The sequence below is a fragment of the Shewanella sp. KX20019 genome (assembly GCF_016757755.1).
Classification (GTDB): Bacteria; Pseudomonadota; Gammaproteobacteria; order Enterobacterales; family Shewanellaceae; genus Shewanella.
This window is the reverse complement of sequence record NZ_CP068437.1, coordinates 2061287-2080908: the sequence shown is the minus strand read 5'-3', so window position 1 is coordinate 2080908 and position 19622 is coordinate 2061287. Positions and strand designations below refer to the sequence as shown.

Genomic DNA, 19622 nt, shown 5'->3' with positions numbered 1-19622 from the left:
CCAGCTGTTAAATGATTAAGGCTACTTTATCTCCTCACCCAAATACTCAGATCCAGAAAGGTGCAGATAGTGCAAATACTTCTCATACTGGGTCACTACATCCGCCAATACTTGCTCTTGAGTGAAGCCCATGACGTCGTAATGCTGGCTGCCGTGTTCTAAAAAGACTTCAACACGGTAATACTCAGAGTCGCCTTCTGCCACTTCACTTTCAATAGGATTTGTAATACTAAAAGCACGGATCCGTAATCCGTAAACAAAGTCATCATGTTCTTCGTTAGCAATGACGAATCGAAGACGGTTTTCAAAATTCATCACCTCCGCCGCAACACCCTTGCTATTGAACGTATCACATACCTTGTTTAATGCAGGTTTTGCCACTTCTTCAAAGAAGCCAAGCGCCATCGATTCACTAGGATGAGAAACTAAGACGTCAATATGGTCTTCCCAGCTTACGTTGGTTTTAGAGAACTGCACACTGGTGTTATGGGACTGCACACTGTTGATTTTCAACCAATCGTCTTGCAGCGCTTTGAATAGACCAAAGCACATCAACAGCATCACAAGTAGAAAAGGTAACGCACTGGCAATAGCCGCAGTTTGTAACGCTTGTAAGCCACCCGCCAGTAGTAACACAGATGCTACTACACCTTGCAGTAGCGCCCAGAAAATACGCTGCCAAACGGGAGCGTTATGATCGCCACCTGAGGTCAAGTTATCGATCACTAACGAACCTGAGTCTGACGAGGTTACAAAGAAGGTCACCACTAGACACAACGCGATAGTCGACAGTAATGTGGAGAATGGCATATGCTCAAAGAACACGAACAGCGCCACAGAAACATCAGATGACACCGCATCAGCAAGGTAAGTTGCACCATGATTCATAATGGCGTTTATCGCCGTATTTCCAAACACGGTCATCCATAAGAAAGTCAGTGCCGATGGCACCAAAAGCACACCAATTAAAAACTCACGAATGGTTCGTCCACGTGAAACACGCGCAATAAAGGTACCTACAAATGGGGACCATGAGATCCACCAGCCCCAATAAAGTAGCGTCCAACCGCCAATCCAGTCGTTCTTTTGCTCATAAGCATAAAGGTTGAATGTCTTGCCAACGATATCACTTAAATAACCGCCGGTATTCTGTACAAAGGCTTGTAATAACTCAACTGTTGGTCCAAAGATCAACACCGATATCATCAATAGCAACGCTAGACCTAAGTTAAGTTCACTTAAGCGTTTAACGCCTTTATCTAGTCCAGAGAAAACCGACACTGTTGCGATAATGGAGATCACAATAATAAGACCGACTTGCACCATCGCATTCACGGGGACGCCGAGCAGATAATTAAGACCCGAGTTAACCTGAAGCACACCAAAGCCAAGTGATGTAGCCACACCAAACATGGTACCGATCACTGCAAATGTGTCTACTGCATGACCGATGGGACCGTATATACGCTCACCAAAGAGTGGATAAAGCGCACTTCGAGGCAGCAGTGGAAGTTTATGGCGATAAGAGAAATATGCCAGACTTAGCGCCACCACAGCGTAAATAGCCCAAGCATGGATCCCCCAATGGAAGAAGGTTATCTTCATCGCATCTTTGGCAGCTTGTATCGTCTGAGGGTCGGCATCTGGCGGCGCAAGGTAATGCATAACCGGTTCTGCGACACCAAAAAACATTAAACCAATACCCATGCCCGCAGAGAATAACATCGCTATCCAGCTTTTATAGCTATAATCGGGTTCGGAATGGTCAGGTCCAAGCTTTATATCACCAAAACGGCTGACCATGACAAAGATAATAAAAATTAAAAATACTGCAACGCCGAGGATGTATAACCATCCCAATTTCAGTTCAAACCATGATTGCACAGTTTTAAAAACATCTTGTGCTTGTGTTGGCCAAATAGCACTGATCAGTACCATTATGCTGATGAGGAAAACAGAAGAGAAAAAAACAGGGGGGTTAATACTCGATTTAATCGACATATAGTTACCGAAATTAATGAAGTACACGCTTCCTTCTAGCTCAGCGCATACATGGCCAGCCAGAGATAAGGAGCTTATAGGTTAATATAAGAATACACTGGCGGGATTATCATTTTGTGGTTAGGCCCGTGAGTTGTACTCACCAAAGTAATGCTTATTGATCAATATACTGACGCTATAGGAGTTCAGCTTTTGATTAACAAACATATGCAAATCGCATTGAATAGCTCAACCTGAAATCTGCCTTTATGGCCTGATCCAGCTATTTAATAGAATTTGTCTTTGATGACTTACGGCACAAAATTCATCAACGATAATATATTATTTCCTGACTTGAGGTTTTCGTCTAGATCCCAAATACAAAAAAAACAGCAAATAGCTGTTTTTTAGATTAAAAAACCAGCGACCACAATCAATCTGTGGTGCTGATCTCATTATTTAGTGAGTCATATTAGCTACAGGTTTGCTTGCCAAATTCGTCATTTAAAACTTAAGGTCTTTTTCCATCTCTTCATAGGAGACATGGCGCACATCCTTACCTTTGACGTAGTAGATAATGTATTCACAGATGTTCTGACAACGATCGCCGACACGCTCTACTGCACGCGCAGCCCAAAGTACGTCTAGCACTTCAGGAATAGAGCGAGGATCTGCCATCATATAGGTCATCAGCTGACGAATAATACCTTCATACTCTTTATCAAGTTTGGCGTCCTCTTTATGTAGCTCAAGTGCGACATCTGCATCCATGCGCGCTAACGCATCGAGTGTTGCGTGCAGAGTACGCGTCGCATGACGGCCCATGTTCTCGATACTCACCAGCAGAGGCTGCTGATTCTTAGAGCGTTTATCTAACGCGGCTTTTGCAATTTTTACACACGCATCACCGATACGTTCTAAATCGGTGATGGTTTTAGAGATCGCCAGTACTAAGCGCAAATCACTGGCGGCGGGTTGACGCTTAGCAATGATACGGGTGCACTCTTCGTCAATGGCCACTTCCATGCCATTCACTTTATGGTCGCCTTCAATCACTTTTTGAGCCAGCTCGGAATCAAGTGCCGCTAATGCATCTAGAGATTGCTCAAGTTGACGCTCAACAAGGCCGCCCATCGTTAATACACGGTTACGAATATCATCCAGTTCAGCATTAAACTGACCAGAGATATGTTTATTTAAGTTCATGTTTTCCATTGTAATAAACCTCTATCAGTTCAATTTAGCCGTAACGACCGGTAATGTAATCTTCGGTCTTTTTCTTACGTGGCGTGGTGAATATGGTATTGGTGTCAGCATATTCAACCAGCTCCCCCATATACATAAAGGCGGTTTGATCAGACACGCGAGCGGCCTGCTGCATATTATGTGTCACGATAACCACGGTATATTTGGATTTAAGCTCAGTGATCAGCTCTTCAATCGTCAAGGTAGAGATTGGATCCAGTGCTGATGTGGGTTCATCGAGCAGCAATACTTCTGGCTCAATGGCAATAGCACGAGCAATCACTAGACGCTGCTGCTGTCCACCAGAGAGGCCAAAGGCATTGTCATGTAATCTGTCTTTAACTTCGTCCCAAATCGCCGCGCCGCGCAAAGAACGTTCTGCGGCATCATCGAGATCACGACGATTGTTGACGCCTTGCAGACGTAAGCCATACACCACATTCTCGTAAATTGATTTCGGGAATGGGTTTGGGCGTTGAAATACCATACCGACATTACGACGCAATGCAGCGACATCGACTTTTTTGTCGTATATGTCTTGCCCATGCAGCAAAATCTCGCCACTGGTATGACAGTTATCAACTAAGTCATTCATGCGGTTAATGCAACGCAATAGGGTTGATTTACCGCAACCACTTGGCCCAATAAAAGCCGTCACCTTTTTCTTAGGGATATGCATAGACACATCAAACAGTGCCTGTTTATCGCCATATTTAAGGTTTAAGTTACGGATCTCTAGCGCCGTGTCTTCTTTGCTTAAGTTTTCTAGGTCTAGCATTTCAGTCTTCATTACCGATTGATCTATTGAAATCATGTTATTTCCTATCACTTAGGATAATCGTCAATTAATGCTCAAGCGAACGATATTTTTCGCGTAAGTGGTTTCGTACACCAATGGCCGTTAAATTTAACGTCACGATCACCGAGACCAAAAGGAACGAAGTCGCGTATACCAACGGGCGCGCAGCTTCTACGTTAGGGCTTTGGAAACCAACATCATAGATGTGGAAACCTAGGTGCATGAACTTTCGCTCTAAATGCACAAATGGGAAGTTCAAATCAACTGGTAGCGTTGGCGCAAGCTTTACTACACCCACCAACATCAAGGGAGCAACCTCGCCTGCTGCGCGTGCGACAGCCAAAATCAAACCTGTCATTATCGCTGGGCTGGCCATTGGGATAATAATCCGCCACAAGGTTTCCGCTTTAGTCGCGCCCAGTGCCAAGCTACCTTGGCGTACCGAAATTGGGATGCGGCTCAAGCCCTCCTCTGTCGATACAATCACGACTGGCAGCGTTAAAATGGCTAAGGTTAATGCAGACCAGATAACACCCGGTGAGCCAAAAGTCGGTGCAGGTAGTGCTTCAGGATAAAACAGTTGGTCAATCGTGCCACCAAACATGTAAACAAAGAAACCTAAACCAAACACGCCGTAGACGATTGATGGCACGCCCGCTAAATTAATCACCGCGATGCGGATCATCTTAGTGACAGGACCTTTTTTGGCATACTCATGTAAGTAAATGGCCGCTATCACCCCAAATGGCGTCACAATCACCGCCATCAGCATCACCATAAACACAGTACCGAAAATAGCGGGGAATACCCCTCCTTCTGTATTGGCTTCACGTGGGTCATCGCTGACAAACTTGCCAATACCAATAAACCAATGCCCTATTCTGCCTAATGTAGTAAGGCGGTTAGCATAAGTGACATCTAAAATTGTATCGAGCTTAAGGGTAACCTCTTCACCGCGCATGTCGCGAATAATAACAAAATCACGACCCGCCTCTGTTTTAAGGGCAAAGAACTCTTTTTCAACGATTTGATACTCAGCATCTAATTTTAAACGCTGTGCTTCAATTTCAGCTTTGCGGCTCTGGGTCAGTGCATTATCCAGCTCATACTTACGTGACTTTAAGCGTAGATTTTCTAGCTCATAGTTTATGGTGCCAATATCACCTTTTTGAATATCGAGTGCGCGGTCATTTAACGCCACTGCACGCTCGATATGTTCAGCAAAAGCGGATTCAATGTTATCAGGTGTTAAGCGCTTACCATCTTCAATTATCCCAACTGGATAGCCGTAGAAGTCACCGTTTTTGCTACGCTCTATGACTGCTATATCATTCGGCTTAGAGCGCGATATAATATTGGTCTCCATCACCCAGCGAAAGTCCAAGCCAACAAACTCGCGGTTACCGGTTTTAATCAGGTAGCGTGTCACAGTGTCGCCGACGTCAGCATCAAACGTATGGCCTGCAGACAATAGGCGTTCAATCGGCACTTCTTCTCTATCGTATATTTCACCGATAATCGTGTAGCGCTCACCTTGCGGGTCTTTCATCTCCCACTGGTAGATATCAGCAGGCCAGAAGTAACTTAAACCACGCCATGCGATAAGTAAAAGCAATCCGAGTACCGCAATTAAACACACGCTCACAGCGCCACTGGTCATCCAAATCCACGGAGAACCAGATTTAAACCACTTACCCATTTGCTAAACCTCTTACGGCGACAGGCGAAATATTATTAATCATCTTAATATCCATATATATCTGTACTTTTAACATTACAGTGAGCTATAGCGTTCACGTAGACGTTGTCTGACAACTTCTGCAATAGTGTTGAAGAAGAACGTAAAGATAAACAATACAAAAGCAGCGAGGAATAGCACTCGGTAATGGGAGCTACCAATAGCAGATTCCGGCATCTCAACAGCAATATTGGCTGCCAGTGTTCTCATGCCTTCAAAGACACTCCACTCCATAATCGCCGTGTTACCCGTGGCCATTAAGACAATCATGGTTTCACCTACGGCGCGCCCTAACCCCATCATTACGGCAGAGAAGATACCTGGGCTTGCCGTTAACAAAACCACTCGTGTTAAGGTCTGCCATGTCGTTGCACCCAGTGCCAAACTACCGTTTGATAGATGACGTGGTACCGAGAACACCGCATCTTCAGCAATAGAGAAGATAGTCGGAATAACCGCAAAGCCCATGGCAATCCCCACAACTAACGCATTACGTTGGTCAAAGGTGATACCGAGCTCGTTGGTGATAAACATACGAGTATCACCACCAAAGAACGCAGATTCTAAACCTGGGCTAATCGCAAACGATAACCAACCGATAAAGAGGATCACTGGGATTAACATAATCTCTTGGTAAGTATCGGGCAGGCGTTGCTTCCACTTAGTGGGCAGTTTATGCCATGCAAATGCACTAGACAGTATCGAGGTGGGTAGCAATATGAGCAGGGTAATAATGCCGGGCAGATTCTCTTCAATCAGCGGCGCGAGCCAAAGACCCGCTAAGAAACCCAGAATCACTGTCGGTAAGGCTTCCATTATCTCAATCGTAGGCTTAACAACGGCGCGTACCTTTGGAGACATGAAGTATGCTGTGTATATCGCACCCGCTATCGCCAAAGGAGTGGCAAATAGCATCGCGTAAAACGCCGCTTTCATGGTACCAAACGCCAGTGGCATCAGGCTTAGTTTTGCTTCAAAGTCGTCAGAACCTGACGTTGACTGCCACACATATTTAGGCTCAGGGTAGCCTTCATACCACACCTTACTCCACATCGCACTCCACGATATTTCAGGGTGGGTATTAGACACACTAAACAGGTTAAGCTTACCGCCAGCCTCGACAACCAACGCGTTAGAGCGTGGGCTAAATCCTACAGTACCGGGATTTTTAAGGTCAAAGTTCTCAGAGAAAAGCTCACGCTGACTGGTGGTATAAAGCAAGCTTAAGTTGCCCTCGTCAGTAATGGCAACAAAACTCTTACGGTAAAACTCAGAGGCGACACTCTTAATACCCGCTCTGTTTTCAAAGCCGCGGATCTCTTGATATTGACGTCCTTGTTCACCGTTTACCTGAAAATATTGCTGAATTAGGCCACTGTCGTAGCTGACCAGCAAAGAGCTAGCACCTGCTAACAAACTCACATTGGTCACCTTGGCTTTAGCGCGCCCAAGTTCAAGCACTTGTCGTAAACTCACGGCTTCAGCATCACGAATATCATAAACAAACAGTTTGTTATCTGAACTCAAAATCAGTTGACGTTGATCGGGTGTCATTATCTGCTGTTGAACGTTGACTGGCGCATCAGGGATGGTACCTGTGTACGACACCCACTCAACCTCTTCGGTCATCATATTCTCTTCGCCTTCCTGACGAGAGATGCGCCATACTTTATCATCACCTTGATATACAAAGCTCATTTTGTCACTGCTGACATCAAATACTAAATGGTTAAGTGCATGACCGTCAGTATCGACCGTCAGTGGCGCATTGCCATTATAGAAACGAAGCTTAGGTGTGATGAGGCGTTTATTATCAGGGTAGCTAACCCCAAACTCCACACCGGCAATAATCACTTGACCATTACTTAACCCTAATGCAAAGCGCTGCTCATTTGGCATAGCAGCCGAACTACTGACAACATTTGCACCTACAGGCGTATTAATCTGCTCTGTTCTTAAAAGTTGTGATGTTTCAGTATCAAAAAAGTCCACTTTACCCAGCTGGGATACTCGATACATGATCTCATTTTGCTCATCACTACCAACCATTAACGCGGGCTTAGTATCATGATATTTCGCACTCGCAACAGCAGTTACCTCCGCGCTATCGAATAGAGGCTTAATGACATAAAGTAGATAAAAGAAGATCAGTAGCAAGGCCACAAATACCATGGTTCCACCAATGGTGACACCTATTTGGGCTGCTTTGTCCATGATTGCTCTGCGCGATGTACCATTGTTTATCAATAGGTTTTTTGCCGCAGGTCCAGGCTGAGATACCTGAGTTTCCATTAAGAACCTCGATTATTAAAAAGCCAGTAAAATAAACTGGGATTGTATCAACGACTATGTTAACTGTAGTGGTACCAAATAAGCACTACGTTGACATATTTTAATGTGATGCATTATATGACGCAAAAATGACACTAGTGTTACAGCGGTTAACTTAATAATTAATGGAGCTATATCAATATGTTGAGATACTTAGTTACCTTACAAGCGATGGACCGCGAAGGTTTAGTAGAGCAAATAGCCCAAGCAGTAAGCCATCACGGCGGTAATTGGTTAGATTCTGAGCTGCGCCATATCGATGGTATATTTGCTGCAATCTTGCTATTAGAGGTACCTTCAGCTCAATGGGACACACTTATTGAAACCTTAGAGTGTCTAGAAGGTGTGGCGCTAAGCTACGCCAAAACAAAAAAAGTAGCCGACAAAGATATCCACCTTAGTTATTCACTTGTTGCTTATGACAGACCTGGTTTAGTCCATGAAATATCGAACAAAATTAGTGCACTAGGGATCAACATTGAGCATATGAGCACTCGATATGAAAGTGCAAGCCATAGTGGTATAGCACTGTTTAGAGCAGAATTTGATTTAGGCCTTAAAGATGCCAGTCATGAGGATAAATTGACCGAAGCGCTATACGCTATTGGTGACGATGTGGTGTTAGATAACATATCAGCGTAGAGGAGACAGCACATAACTCTTGGGCGATGCGCTAGCCACAAATGTCTGAGCTTGATAAAAGCCTATTTAAGCTAGGCTTTATTCATCGAGAATTGGCATAATTGAGATTGATTACTGGCTTTGTTTACATTCAACTTTTAAATCTTTACAGATTTTTAGCACAGCCATCAATGGAGTCGTTTCATTCTCAGCGGTGAGTCCCGAAGTGATTATCAGTTGCGAAAGCTTAGCGCTTAACTCCCTCACTTTAATACTGCCATCATTTTCATTTTGACGCAGATCAACCAGCATAGCCACATCATCCTGATTAACAAGAACGATATTCGAGTTGCCCTCTACGGCATTAAGAACTGCATTATAAACATTGTTAGCCGGCGCTTTTATATCAACTGATGCAACTTCATGGTGTTGACTCTTATAGTACATGACAGAACCCACTGTCGCGATTCCAATACAACCTGAAATCGACACAACAACAAATAATAACGCGATTAGTTTTTTCATATAAAGCCCTCTTTTAAAACTTAAAACTAGTACAGATAAAGCCACAAATAAAGTCAACTCTCACAATCACAACTTACCGTTTTAAAGTTTGCGTAACCTTTCACGATGACCTGTCACCGGACTGTAAAACAGCTAGTGCTCTTTCCCATAATCTCGATAATCCCAATAGGTACTCTGGCTGTTGCTCAATAATCGCATTTGGCTCACTCATGCTGGTGACGAGTTTGTTGAGTGCAGAGATATTGGCATTATCTCGCTGCTGCATTAACTGATACTGATTGCTCGGCTCAACTTGCACTGACAAGTAGCTTTGCCATGTCTCTGCAGGCATAGAAACAGGTGATGGGAACCAATAGACAGGCCCTGCAGTTTCACAAAGTAGCAAGTTACCATGGGGGAATGTGGCACTAACGCGGTGGTTGAGCAGTGTCGCACTACCGTCATCATGTTGTGAAGCAAAGTTCTGGCATAAAAGAGACACTGAAAATTCAGGCCCTGTTAACTGCAATGTTTCAAATAATCCCTTTGTCTTAGCGGCTTGAGTTACTGGTACAAGTCCAATGTTTGATAGTGAGCCTAAGGCTCTGCCTAACAGATCCAGCCCAGAATACAGGGTGCGTAAATTGACATTGAGGTCAAAATGCATGCACCCAGCTTGCTGCGAGGCAACTGAAATCGCTTGGTAAAACGCTTGCGGTGCCTCAAGATCGGCAAAGTGAGCATTGACGTGGAAACGGCAGCCATTTGTCGCGGCTAATTCTAGTGCATAACGCACAAACTCCTCGCCAACAGGGTGCTCACACAAAACATGAATCCCTCTATTTAAGCATTGCACCGTCAACTGCTGCCCGGCTTCTCCTGACACGGCAATACAGGCTATATCGACGCTTCCTGTCGGGATCTGCTCGATTTGAGTAAAGTGCGGTACCTGCAGTTGCGCTGCATATTCCTTTGATCGCTGACTGCCTGTCGACAATATTGCCGCCAAACTTAGGTTTTGCGGCTGTGTCGCTAATGCGCGAATATAAGTTGCGCCATAATTGGTGCCGCATACAAGTACTTTCATCAGTTCATCCTTGATGGTAAAGAGTTTGCCCATGCTGCTATCTAAAGAAAAAGCTAACAGCATGGTCGTGTTAATGATTGAGGGTCAGTGATTGCCTGTTAAGCGATTGGATGAGGGTCCATATTGACACTCTCACCGCCAAGCAGTCGTTTCAAGCGTGGATTGTCCACTCGCTTAAACTGCTCGCCAAAATGAATCGGCTGCATGTGTTTGCCCACTGCCCTTGCGACTCTAAAGGGGCTTAAAGCCACATCTGGAGAGGTCACATCAACAATGGCAACCTCTACTCCGGCATCACGTAGCCGTTGATTTAAATCGACAGAGTCCTTTACAACCGGGTAGCCCCACTCCTCTATATCGATAGCCTGCTTAGCAGGTTGACGCATAAAGTCAAAAGCTGAGCGCTTGTTTAGCTTAAAATAGTAAGCCGCGTGATCTTCAAGGCTTTGCACCTCAGAAACATGTTGCGGCACTTTTGCGCCTGTTCTCATCAAGTGGCATAAGTACGGCATCACATGTCCCTGCTCTAGCAATGCTTTTTTCATCGCAACTTGAATATCGCCATGACATGCAAGTGCCACTGATACCGCAGGTGTGCGCAGACCATCGCCAAAGGCTAAGCAAACAACGGTTGGTACATGAATCCCTACATCGAGTAGATAAAGCTCCAATGTCATATCCATCGCTGATAGTTCATCAAGCATTACTCGCATCTTACCGTGATTGACGGCATCAAGCTTTAAACGCTGACAGGGTTGCTTGCCGTACCAGGTCAACATCATGGCATCACGCTCAATAAGCTCGTAAGTTGCTCTGATGGCGGCATCGTCGTTATCCTGACCGGCAGCCAGACCGTTGGAGGATACTTGACTGAACTGTTCCTCATAGGGGCAGCTAAAATTGAAGTAGCTCACTAATGAGGGCACCCATACCGGTTCCTGCCCACCTAAATAAACGCCTTTGCTCCAGTGGATCTTGCGTTTTTTATTCCAGCGTGAAAATGGAAATTGCGCCGAGTGGTACTGCTTTTTTGAGTACAACACTAAATCATTGGGGTCGAGGTAATTTCCAGTTAGCTGACTAATGGATGCATAGTGACAGTCCTCTAGACGGTACCTTGCCGCTGAGTAGCGTTCAATGGCCTCACCGATGGCGCTGATATGAGCAGAAACACCATCAAGCCCTTTACCAGAACCCACTTGTCCTGCAGCCCGAGGATCATAGTGCCCAGAGGTAAAATTTGAGACACTGGCTGAGGCTGTCACAGGGAAGTCTGGTAATTGTGGAGAGTGACCGCTTAATTGGCGAATAATACCGGTTTTGCTATCAACCCAGCCTTCGAAGAGTTGATTGACATCGTCGACCGTATTTGTGAGATTCAGCGGGTTCGTCAGTTCAATTTGATGTGCAGCAACAGCACTCATTGCGCCAACTTGCATACCTGCATGTTGTAACTGTTGCTCTTTAATGAGTGAAGCATGAGCTGCTGCTGAGCTATGATCGTAGCCGCATACCTTACACCAAGGCACAGGGATGATTTTATGAAATTCGCCCTGACTGGTAACAAGATTTTGCACATTCACTTTACCCACCAGATCGGTTGCAATATAGCCTGATAAAAGTTTTATCACTTCCATCGTAAGCTGATGGCCAGTCAGTGCAGCCATCGAGGTGAGCATACTGCGCGATCGGCTTGTTTGTTGGCTATTGTTAGCACTTTTGTCTAACTCGTGTGCTAAATCAGGGGCTTGCTCTGTGCCTAATCGACGTAAACGTAGGCAGTTCCAACACGCATCGATTGCACTCGTGGCGTGGGATAGATTAACCGCCGGGCCAATCCAAGACTCTAGACCGTCTAAACTACCATAGAGTGCAGGCAAAGCATGATGATGCAGTGTTTTAGATATCTGATAAAGCCAGTGTTTCGCCTCTTTACTGAGTGTAACAACCACCAAGTCCCAGCCCAATTCATCGGCCAAATCGATTCCATGACTCCCTTTGGTGAGTGATTGCGTGGTGACTTTACACCAAGGGCTTTGTTGAGCAATAGCCGCTTTTAAAACCTCCCCACGTAGCTGTCCAAGGCTATGTTGACCAAAAGCGCGGTGACAAAGAATATCGTCGGCGGTGACAACATCATTATCGATAATATGAATATGAGCAACGCCAGAGCAGGCGAGCTCATCGATCATTTTTACTGACCATGGCTCCAGTCCAATCACCAGTATTGCCTTCTCATTTAATCCATTTTCAGCTGTTGCTTTGTTAGACCAGGCATTCATAAACCGCTGATGCATTGCCCATGGTGGCGCAAAGCGGTTATCGGCCTCCACCTCCTCCAGTAATCCATTCTGCTTAAGTAAAGCAATAACGGAGAGCACACTACTGTCGCTATAATCAGGCAGTTTTTCACACACTTCTTGCGCTGTATTGTCCCCCTGCAATAGCGGTACAACAGTGGTTACAAAGTCACTGATATCTTTACCGTGCAGCTGAAAATCGCCTAGATCTGACTGCAATAAAACCCCGTGAACATTGGGAGTGATGGTTGCAGCGGGTGAGAGCAAAAGAGTATTCATCTTGTTATTCCTTTAATCCAAACAACCCTAGCACTTCGCTAGAGTTGTTTGCTTTCCGTCATTAAACTCAAATTAGCTAGTCGCACTCAATAAGCAAAATGTTACCGGTGAACTCGCACATTGATACCCAGTGTCACAAGGTCTACAGGTGACACACTGCAGATTTGATGTCGGTTGACACTGTACGCAGTAACTTACGGGACTCGGCGCACACGTTACGCACTGAAACGTAGGTTGGCATGTCAAGCATTGCAGCCCTGTGGCACACGGCGAGGGCTGACACTGAGCGCAATAAGCAACAGGGCTTGGTGAGCATGTGACACATTGCACCGACGGCTGACAAGGGACGCAGTAGTAGCAAGGCGCGCACTGCACGTTTGGCTGACACGGTGCGCAGAACTCAACAGGACCTGAGGAGCAAGTTGCACATTGGGCGGTAGGCTGACATGGCGCGCATAATATTGTCGGCTGGCACGGTACGCAATAGTAGCAAGGCGCACACTGCACGTTCGGCTGACAAGTGACACATTGCTCGACTGGACCAGATGAACAAGTCACACACTGAGCTGTCGGCTGGCAGGGTGAACATAACACTGTCGGCTGGCAGGGTGAACATAACACTGTCGGCTGGCACGGCAGGCAATAATAAACAGGCCCAGGTGCGCAAGTGACACATTGCAAGTTCGGTTGACAGGTCACGCATTTAACATTGGGCTGGCAGGTCAGACAGCAATAAGCTGCGCTTTGGTCACATTGCACACAAAAACTGACCGTACAAGGGGCACAGAAATTGATAATACAAGGTAAGCAATTCTCACACTTACGCACAGATTGACCGCTGTCGCACACGACGCATTCCGTTGCGGCGCAAACTAGACATTTATCAGCCGAAGCTTGCTGACTACATTGAACTTCCAACTCTTTCACTTTTGACGTTAATTCCGTCACCTGAAGCTGAAGTTCCTTTATCGTTTTCTCACTCATTTTTCATTCCTTGAAGCTATGTCAATAGCATAGAAATTGCTAACAGATGATCCCGAAAACCTAATTTCGAGACAGTTGAACGCCTCGAGTCCTCCATAGCTTTAGCCGTGACGACTCGAGAACGCTTTTTGGTTCGAGGAGTAACACACTCCTCGAGTCCAAATTAGTGCTCGATCTTTAATTGCTGAAGATGGATTAATATTCGGTCAGTCGGGTGTTACTGAACTTTGGTCAGTGTATTGGCGGTGATATGGGGGAATTTGTATGTGTTGCCACCAATAGGCAGATCCAAAGTGATATTTTGCGTGTATTGCAGCTGCAACTGACCGGTTGATAGCTGTTCTAACCAGTAAGTCGTCGTGAACTTTGACACGTCTGAGTTCTTTTTCATGAATGGCGTGTTGGCAATTGCGCCATTGTTACTGCTATCTACGGTGATCGCTTTGGTATTGGTAACCGAAATGCCTTTGTCTGCCAACTGTTTCAGGGCAAGGTCCAAAAGTACATTAGGGTTGATATTTGGATTTGTAGGAATATTAGTTCCGTACACAGCGTTGAATGCCTCCGGTGCGTCAATAGGTAAGCAATTGGCCACAGGAATTGTTGGCTCAGCGCAGACCTCTTTCACTCCGCCTAGCGCTAGAATTGAATTACCATGCGGCACTGAGACTTGCTTAACGATTTCAGTCAATGGGTCTTGTGTCGGGATCGGATTCGGAGCCGGTGGAGTGGGAATATAAGGTTCAGTATTTAGTGGGTTCTGACCTTGTGGGCCTGTCACTTGGTGCAGCCAAGATCCATTTTCTGCATGGACTAACTCATTAGCCTGCAGGCCATCAGCGAAAAAGACTCTTTGCTCATAAAAAAGTGTATAGGCATCTTGCTCGTATTTACCCGCTCTATTCGCCACCTTACCTTGTATAGCGCTGAAAGTGATGACCTCATAGTAGCTATGATTTTTCAAAATAAAACCATTGGGAGCGGTCACCTGGGGAATTGGCATAACATTAAAACCACTGAAGCGTTGGCTCACCCATGTCCCCACCAGCCCTGCTAATGGGCCGAGCTTGGCCAGTATTTTTGGATCGGTATCCCCGCCACCAGGTGCAAGCAGTGGAATATCAAAATCTGGGACAAAAGGTGACTGCACTGGCGTATTAACAGCACATAGACGAGTTGAAGGGTTTGAATCACTGCACCTAGTAATAGGGCAACCAAGCGGTGCACTCTCCGGTATTGATTGCTCTGCAACAGGGCATTGCTTCTCTAGTTCGGCAACCACGGATGTCAGTTGTTGCACACTCAAATCTAACTGTTCTAAATCTGGCTTTGCGTTCATTATCATTGCTCCATGCTTTTCAGTTAACCAAATCAAGGCTTCCATTCCTTGCCTAAAAGCAAAGCTGCAAACGAACTTTGATTTGGGTGTATTAAAAAACTAGCACAGCAGATCCAGCATAAAAATAGCACTTTATGAGGATAATCAGTCAATAAAAACAGGGCTAAAAAGACACTATAAAAATCGAGTCAAGTACCACAAGAGGGAAATAAATCAGCACTATAAATATGTCACAGCCCCCATGAGAGCTGAACATAACGACAGTGCTATAGGCAGGGTAAGATTAACGTAAGGTTTAGGTAAGGTTTACTGAAGAGTGATAGTGATCGCACTTGCGATCACCCTAACACTAAAGAACTATAAAGTGCCTATAGTTGTCATCAAAAATAGCGACTCTAACGGCCTGCCAATGCAGTTGCTGGTGGTGTTTGACTTGCTTTCCAAGCTGGATATAACGTGGCAATCAGACTCATCACAAAAGCGAGAGATACAACCATAATGACATCGTTAGCCACTAATTGCGACGGCAGAAAATCAATAAAATAGACATCAGCAGAAAGCAGCTGAACACCAAATATCGACTCAATCCCTTTAGCGATATCACTTAAGTTAAGCGCTATACTGACTCCCAAAATAGAGCCAATGACGCAGCCTAAAATACCATTGAGTGCACCTTGTACAATAAAAATGAGCATCACGGCGGTCTTTTTCATACCCATGGTCAACAAAATAGCAATTTCAGACTGTTTATCACGTACAGCCATCACCAATGTCGACACAATATTAAAACAGGCCACTGCAATCACTAGCGCCAATACAAGATACATCACCATTCTAACGAGCTGTATATCTTGATATAAATGGCCCTGAGTTCGAGTCCAGTCCGAAATGTAAACATATTGCTTTTGACTAAAGCCAAGGTCACGGATCAACATCGGCGCCTCGAAAACATTTTCAACTTTAATACGCACACCAGAAACGCCTTGCTCTAACTTGAGCAACTTGGCGGCATAACCCATAGGCACATAGGCGGTGGTTGTATCTAGCTCGCCGCCAAGTTCAAAAGTACCGGAGACGACAAATCGGTGACTTTTAGCCGCAGCAATTTTGTTTTTAGATTGCTTACTGTTGTTTGGCATATACAAGCTAATAGATTGACCAACTTCAACCCCTAAGCTCTTCGCCAGTCCTTTACCGAGCACAATATTATTTTGGCTTTCGTCCTGCAAACTTTGCCAACTCTGCTCCGACATGAAATGGCTAATGTTCGAGACTTTTTCCTCTTGGGCGGCATTAATGCCAAGTACTGTTAATCCTTGAAAACCTCCCGATTTTTGCACTAACCCCTGCATCCGTACGAACGGAGCGGCAGCAACAATACCAGTGACCTTATCAGCGTCCGCGACAATAGCCTGCCAATCATGTATAGGCTCATTCACGCCGACAAGTTCACCGTGAGAAACCACGCCTAACAATCGCTCCTCTAACTCTTTTTCAAAACCGTTCATCGCCGATAAAGCAATGATCAACACCGCGACACCAAGGGCTATGCCCGCTGTTGATGCAAAGGAGATAAAGTTAATAAAACGATTTGACTGACGGGCTAAGTAAAAGCGCCAACCGATACGCATCGCTAACAGGCTTTTCATCCAGCAAGCTCCTCAGCGTTCACCAAATGACCATCTTTCATGTGTAGCTGCCGATCCATTCTCGCAGCTAGTTGTTGATCATGGGTGACAACAACAAAGGCGGTGCCTAGTTGTGCGGCGAGTTCAGTAATCAACTCATAAACCGCTTCGCCACTGTTAGCATCAAGGTTGCCCGTCGGCTCATCGGCAAGCACCAATTTAGGATCGTTAATCAATGCTCTGGCGATAGCGACACGTTGACGTTCTCCGCCTGACAACTCTGCAGGCGTGTGTGCTAAGCGATGTCCGAGTCCGACTCTTTCAAGTAGAACCGTTGCTTTACTCTCTACTTCTTTACGTTTTTTACCCTGTATCAAGGCAGGCATAGAGACATTTTCCAATGCACTGAACTCGGGCAAAAGATGATGAAACTGATAGATAAAGCCGATATTACTGTTACGCACTTGAGCTTGGCGCCTACTCGACAATTGATAAAGATCTTCATCTAACATGGTCACATTACCGCTCGTCGGCTGATCAAGTGTGCCCATAATATGCAGTAACGTGCTCTTACCTGAGCCTGAACTACCGATTATCGCCAGTTGTTCGCCCTTATAGACCTCCAAATCGACGCTATGTAACACTTGCGTTTCTACTGAGCCATCGTTGTATCGCTTACTCACGTTGCTCACTTTTAACAATAGCTCTGAATTCATTGTTAACTCACTATTCATGTCTAAGGGTACTCGCAGGCTGAACATTTGCAGCTCTTAAAGCCGGATAAATGGTGGCTAATAGAGTTATGACAAGAGTGCCTACGACTATCCAGCTCAGTTGGTTAATCTCGAGTTGTACAGGCAGGTTTTGACCTGCCCCAAGAATAGAAACCCCTAATACGTTAGTGATTTCGTTTAAATTAATGGTCAATAATACCCCGATAGCAACACCCGAAATCAAACCAATAATGGCATTGAGCGAACCTTGGATCATAAAAATCCCCATCACATCGCCCGTGGATAAGCCTTGGGTTTTCAGCACGGCAACGTCAGTGGTTTTATCAACGACCATCATCACTAGCGCAGACACAATATTAAATGCGGCAACCGCAATAATAAGGCTGAGCATTAATGACATCATGTTCTTTTCCATTTTAACAGCGCTAAAAAGGTGGCCATAAGTGTCACGCCAATCTGTGGTGGTAACTTGACGTGAAAAGTAATCGACCACGCTCGGTGCTATTGCAGCTGCACTAAAGGGGTCATCAAGATAAACCCGTAGTTGCTTGACCTCCCCCGCTTGTTGCCGCATTAAGCGCTGTGCATCATCATGGTGGATATAAGCGACGCTAGCATCGACTTGAGAGCCCATTTCAAACACGCCAGCCACTGTAAATTTTCGTTGACTTGGAACCGGCCCAAATGGCGTATAAACAACACCATCACCACTAAGGACTCGAACTTTATTACCGACTACAACATCAAGGTTTCGCGCCAACTCAGCGCCCAATATTATTTGATACTTGCCTGGGAGCAACGCATCGAAGTTACCTGAATACGTACTGCGCGTAAGGCTAAGCAGGTTTTTCTCCTGCTGCGGGTATACACCATAAATTTGTGCAGCGCCGATGTTCGAGGGCGATTGCAACATCGCTTGAGTCGACACACTCGGCGTTACCCCTTGCACCCCCTTTAAGGCCGACAACTGAGTCACATCTTGCTGCCAGTTTTCTAACGGAACAGGGGAATGGATAGTAAGCTGTGGCACAGCACCTAAAATACGCTCTTTAAGCTGTCCTTCGAGACCATTCATTACCGAACTGACTACAATCAGTGCTGCCACCCCAAGCAAGATACCCGATACAGAAAAAATGGTGATAAAGGATGCAAACGCATTAGCCTTTCTTGCTCGCCAATAGCGATAACCAATATAAAATGATAATGAAAAATTCATTAATAAACCCAAATAAAGTCGACTCGATTCTGATGCTAATATGAGGAGAAAATTAGCACATATTAACAACACTAATTCCAACAAATACTACTCAGCAATACCCTATTAATTAATAAAGAAAAGGCATTTACGCCTCTAACCTTGCTAAATCATAAAGATGCGCACGATAATAGGGGTATTAGCCCCCTAAAAACAAGAGGCAAAACCATTGTTAAATGACTCTAGCGCCTATTTTAGTATTAATCATCCATTTGATGTCTATCTACAAGCTTGCGACAGTGGCCAGCCGCTGCCGTCTGTAGAGCAATTGAGTTTTATGTTACCTCCGAGCCTACAGCTAATTAGTGACATAAAGGTACTCGAATCAGATTGCCTGTTGCAGCTGCGCCACCTAGATGATGATGCCAAAACCGTTGTTGAATTTTTAAAATTACAATCTCGAAAAATTGACATGGTGTTGCAACACATCATCGCCAAAGAGGAGTACGAAGGTCATCATTATATTGGCAGCCATTTTGGCGGAAGCTCCATTAGAATAACCGCCAATGAGGCGATAACTGTGGGTAACCAGTTTAAAGTAAACTTAAATATTAAGGAGGAGTTAGTTGCTCTGCTCTGTTTTGCGACCGTAAAAAACTGCGCGTTAATCACCACTGCAGCAGAGGGCGCGCCGCAGGCCTTTAGCGTTGAATTAGCGTTTAGTGTCATTCAAGATGCTGACGTAGAGCAATTGGTAAAAGCAAGCTTAAGCCTACAGCAGAAACAACTAAAATTGCGAAAGTTAGCGCCGTAATCTAAAACCAGTTTTAACTGGCCAGAGCGAGCCCAAGCCACTAC

The 19622-nt window shown here is 45.2% G+C and carries 15 protein-coding genes; 2 read left to right on the top strand and 13 right to left on the bottom strand.

The features are described 5' to 3' along the window. Positions 1-21: 21 nt before the first annotated feature. From JK628_RS09150 to JK628_RS09130, 5 genes are all read right to left on the bottom strand, one after another. Positions 22-2001, bottom strand: coding sequence for a BCCT family transporter (locus JK628_RS09150; RefSeq protein ID WP_202289178.1), 1980 nt, complete (start codon positions 1999-2001; stop codon positions 22-24). Between the two features lie 483 nt (positions 2002-2484). Next, positions 2485-3195: a phosphate signaling complex protein PhoU gene (gene phoU, locus JK628_RS09145; protein ID WP_202289177.1), complete on the bottom strand. Its 711-nt coding sequence runs from the start codon at positions 3193-3195 to the stop codon at positions 2485-2487. Between the two features lie 25 nt (positions 3196-3220). Next, entirely contained in the window at positions 3221-4039 is an 819-nt protein-coding gene (gene pstB, locus JK628_RS09140) for a phosphate ABC transporter ATP-binding protein PstB (protein WP_202289176.1), read from the bottom strand. A 31-nt stretch (positions 4040-4070) separates the two neighbouring features. After that, on the bottom strand, positions 4071-5723 hold the full coding sequence (pstA, locus tag JK628_RS09135) for a phosphate ABC transporter permease PstA (protein ID WP_202289175.1): 1653 nt from the start codon (positions 5721-5723) through the stop codon (positions 4071-4073). Positions 5724-5798: 75 nt separating this feature from the next. Further along, positions 5799-8054: an ABC transporter permease subunit gene (locus JK628_RS09130; RefSeq protein WP_202289174.1), complete on the bottom strand. Its 2256-nt coding sequence runs from the start codon at positions 8052-8054 to the stop codon at positions 5799-5801. A gap of 180 nt (positions 8055-8234) precedes the next feature. Here JK628_RS09130 and JK628_RS09125 point away from each other — a divergent pair, with 180 nt between their 5' ends. Beyond that, positions 8235-8735 carry a glycine cleavage system protein R gene (locus tag JK628_RS09125; RefSeq protein WP_202289173.1) on the top strand — a complete coding sequence of 167 codons (501 nt, stop codon included), beginning with the start codon at positions 8235-8237 and terminating at the stop codon, positions 8733-8735. A 111-nt stretch (positions 8736-8846) separates the two neighbouring features. Here the strand turns inward: JK628_RS09125 and JK628_RS09120 are convergent, their stop codons facing one another. The 8 genes from JK628_RS09120 to JK628_RS09085 form a co-directional block, all read right to left on the bottom strand. Continuing rightward, positions 8847-9239: a DUF3568 domain-containing protein gene (locus tag JK628_RS09120; protein ID WP_202289172.1), complete on the bottom strand. Its 393-nt coding sequence runs from the start codon at positions 9237-9239 to the stop codon at positions 8847-8849. A gap of 100 nt (positions 9240-9339) precedes the next feature. Then, positions 9340-10305: a Gfo/Idh/MocA family oxidoreductase gene (locus JK628_RS09115; protein WP_202289171.1), complete on the bottom strand. Its 966-nt coding sequence runs from the start codon at positions 10303-10305 to the stop codon at positions 9340-9342. Positions 10306-10403: 98 nt separating this feature from the next. Continuing rightward, positions 10404-12884, bottom strand: a complete 2481-nt coding sequence (locus JK628_RS09110; protein ID WP_202289170.1) for a TOMM precursor leader peptide-binding protein — start codon at positions 12882-12884, stop codon at positions 10404-10406. A 142-nt stretch (positions 12885-13026) separates the two neighbouring features. Then, on the bottom strand, positions 13027-13272 hold the full coding sequence (locus JK628_RS09105; protein ID WP_202289169.1) for a hypothetical protein: 246 nt from the start codon (positions 13270-13272) through the stop codon (positions 13027-13029). Between the two features lie 813 nt (positions 13273-14085). Further along, the gene (locus JK628_RS09100) at positions 14086-15207 is read right to left on the bottom strand and encodes a heme-binding protein (protein ID WP_202289168.1); all 1122 of its coding nucleotides are present in this window, start codon (positions 15205-15207) and stop codon (positions 14086-14088) included. A 395-nt stretch (positions 15208-15602) separates the two neighbouring features. Beyond that, entirely contained in the window at positions 15603-16856 is a 1254-nt protein-coding gene (gene lolE, locus JK628_RS09095; RefSeq protein WP_202289167.1) for a lipoprotein-releasing ABC transporter permease subunit LolE, read from the bottom strand. Beyond that, a complete protein-coding gene (gene lolD / locus JK628_RS09090) occupies positions 16853-17551 on the bottom strand; it encodes a lipoprotein-releasing ABC transporter ATP-binding protein LolD (protein WP_237524174.1) in 699 nt (232 codons plus the stop codon). The genes lolE and lolD overlap by 4 nt, the downstream gene beginning before the upstream one ends. 10 nt (positions 17552-17561) lie before the next feature. Further along, the gene (locus JK628_RS09085) at positions 17562-18785 is read right to left on the bottom strand and encodes a lipoprotein-releasing ABC transporter permease subunit (RefSeq protein ID WP_202289165.1); all 1224 of its coding nucleotides are present in this window, start codon (positions 18783-18785) and stop codon (positions 17562-17564) included. A gap of 208 nt (positions 18786-18993) precedes the next feature. Here JK628_RS09085 and JK628_RS09080 point away from each other — a divergent pair, with 208 nt between their 5' ends. Next, positions 18994-19578, top strand: a complete 585-nt coding sequence (locus JK628_RS09080; protein WP_202289164.1) for a hypothetical protein — start codon at positions 18994-18996, stop codon at positions 19576-19578. The last annotated feature ends 44 nt before the right edge of the window (positions 19579-19622 follow it).

Coding starts and splice junctions, on each gene's coding strand:
- JK628_RS09120 (WP_202289172.1), bottom strand. CDS start 9,239: ATGAAAAAACTAATCGCGTTATTATTTGTTGTTGTGTCGATTTCAGGT.
- JK628_RS09115 (WP_202289171.1), bottom strand. CDS start 10,305: ATGAAAGTACTTGTATGCGGCACCAATTATGGCGCAACTTATATTCGC.
- phoU (WP_202289177.1), bottom strand. CDS start 3,195: ATGGAAAACATGAACTTAAATAAACATATCTCTGGTCAGTTTAATGCT.
- pstA (WP_202289175.1), bottom strand. CDS start 5,723: ATGGGTAAGTGGTTTAAATCTGGTTCTCCGTGGATTTGGATGACCAGT.
- JK628_RS09085 (WP_202289165.1), bottom strand. CDS start 18,785: ATGAATTTTTCATTATCATTTTATATTGGTTATCGCTATTGGCGAGCA.
- JK628_RS09100 (WP_202289168.1), bottom strand. CDS start 15,207: ATGAACGCAAAGCCAGATTTAGAACAGTTAGATTTGAGTGTGCAACAA.
- pstB (WP_202289176.1), bottom strand. CDS start 4,039: ATGATTTCAATAGATCAATCGGTAATGAAGACTGAAATGCTAGACCTA.
- lolD (WP_237524174.1), bottom strand. CDS start 17,551: ATGAATTCAGAGCTATTGTTAAAAGTGAGCAACGTGAGTAAGCGATAC.
- JK628_RS09130 (WP_202289174.1), bottom strand. CDS start 8,054: ATGGAAACTCAGGTATCTCAGCCTGGACCTGCGGCAAAAAACCTATTG.
- JK628_RS09125 (WP_202289173.1), top strand. CDS start 8,235: ATGTTGAGATACTTAGTTACCTTACAAGCGATGGACCGCGAAGGTTTA.
- JK628_RS09110 (WP_202289170.1), bottom strand. CDS start 12,884: ATGAATACTCTTTTGCTCTCACCCGCTGCAACCATCACTCCCAATGTT.
- JK628_RS09150 (WP_202289178.1), bottom strand. CDS start 2,001: ATGTCGATTAAATCGAGTATTAACCCCCCTGTTTTTTTCTCTTCTGTT.
- lolE (WP_202289167.1), bottom strand. CDS start 16,856: ATGAAAAGCCTGTTAGCGATGCGTATCGGTTGGCGCTTTTACTTAGCC.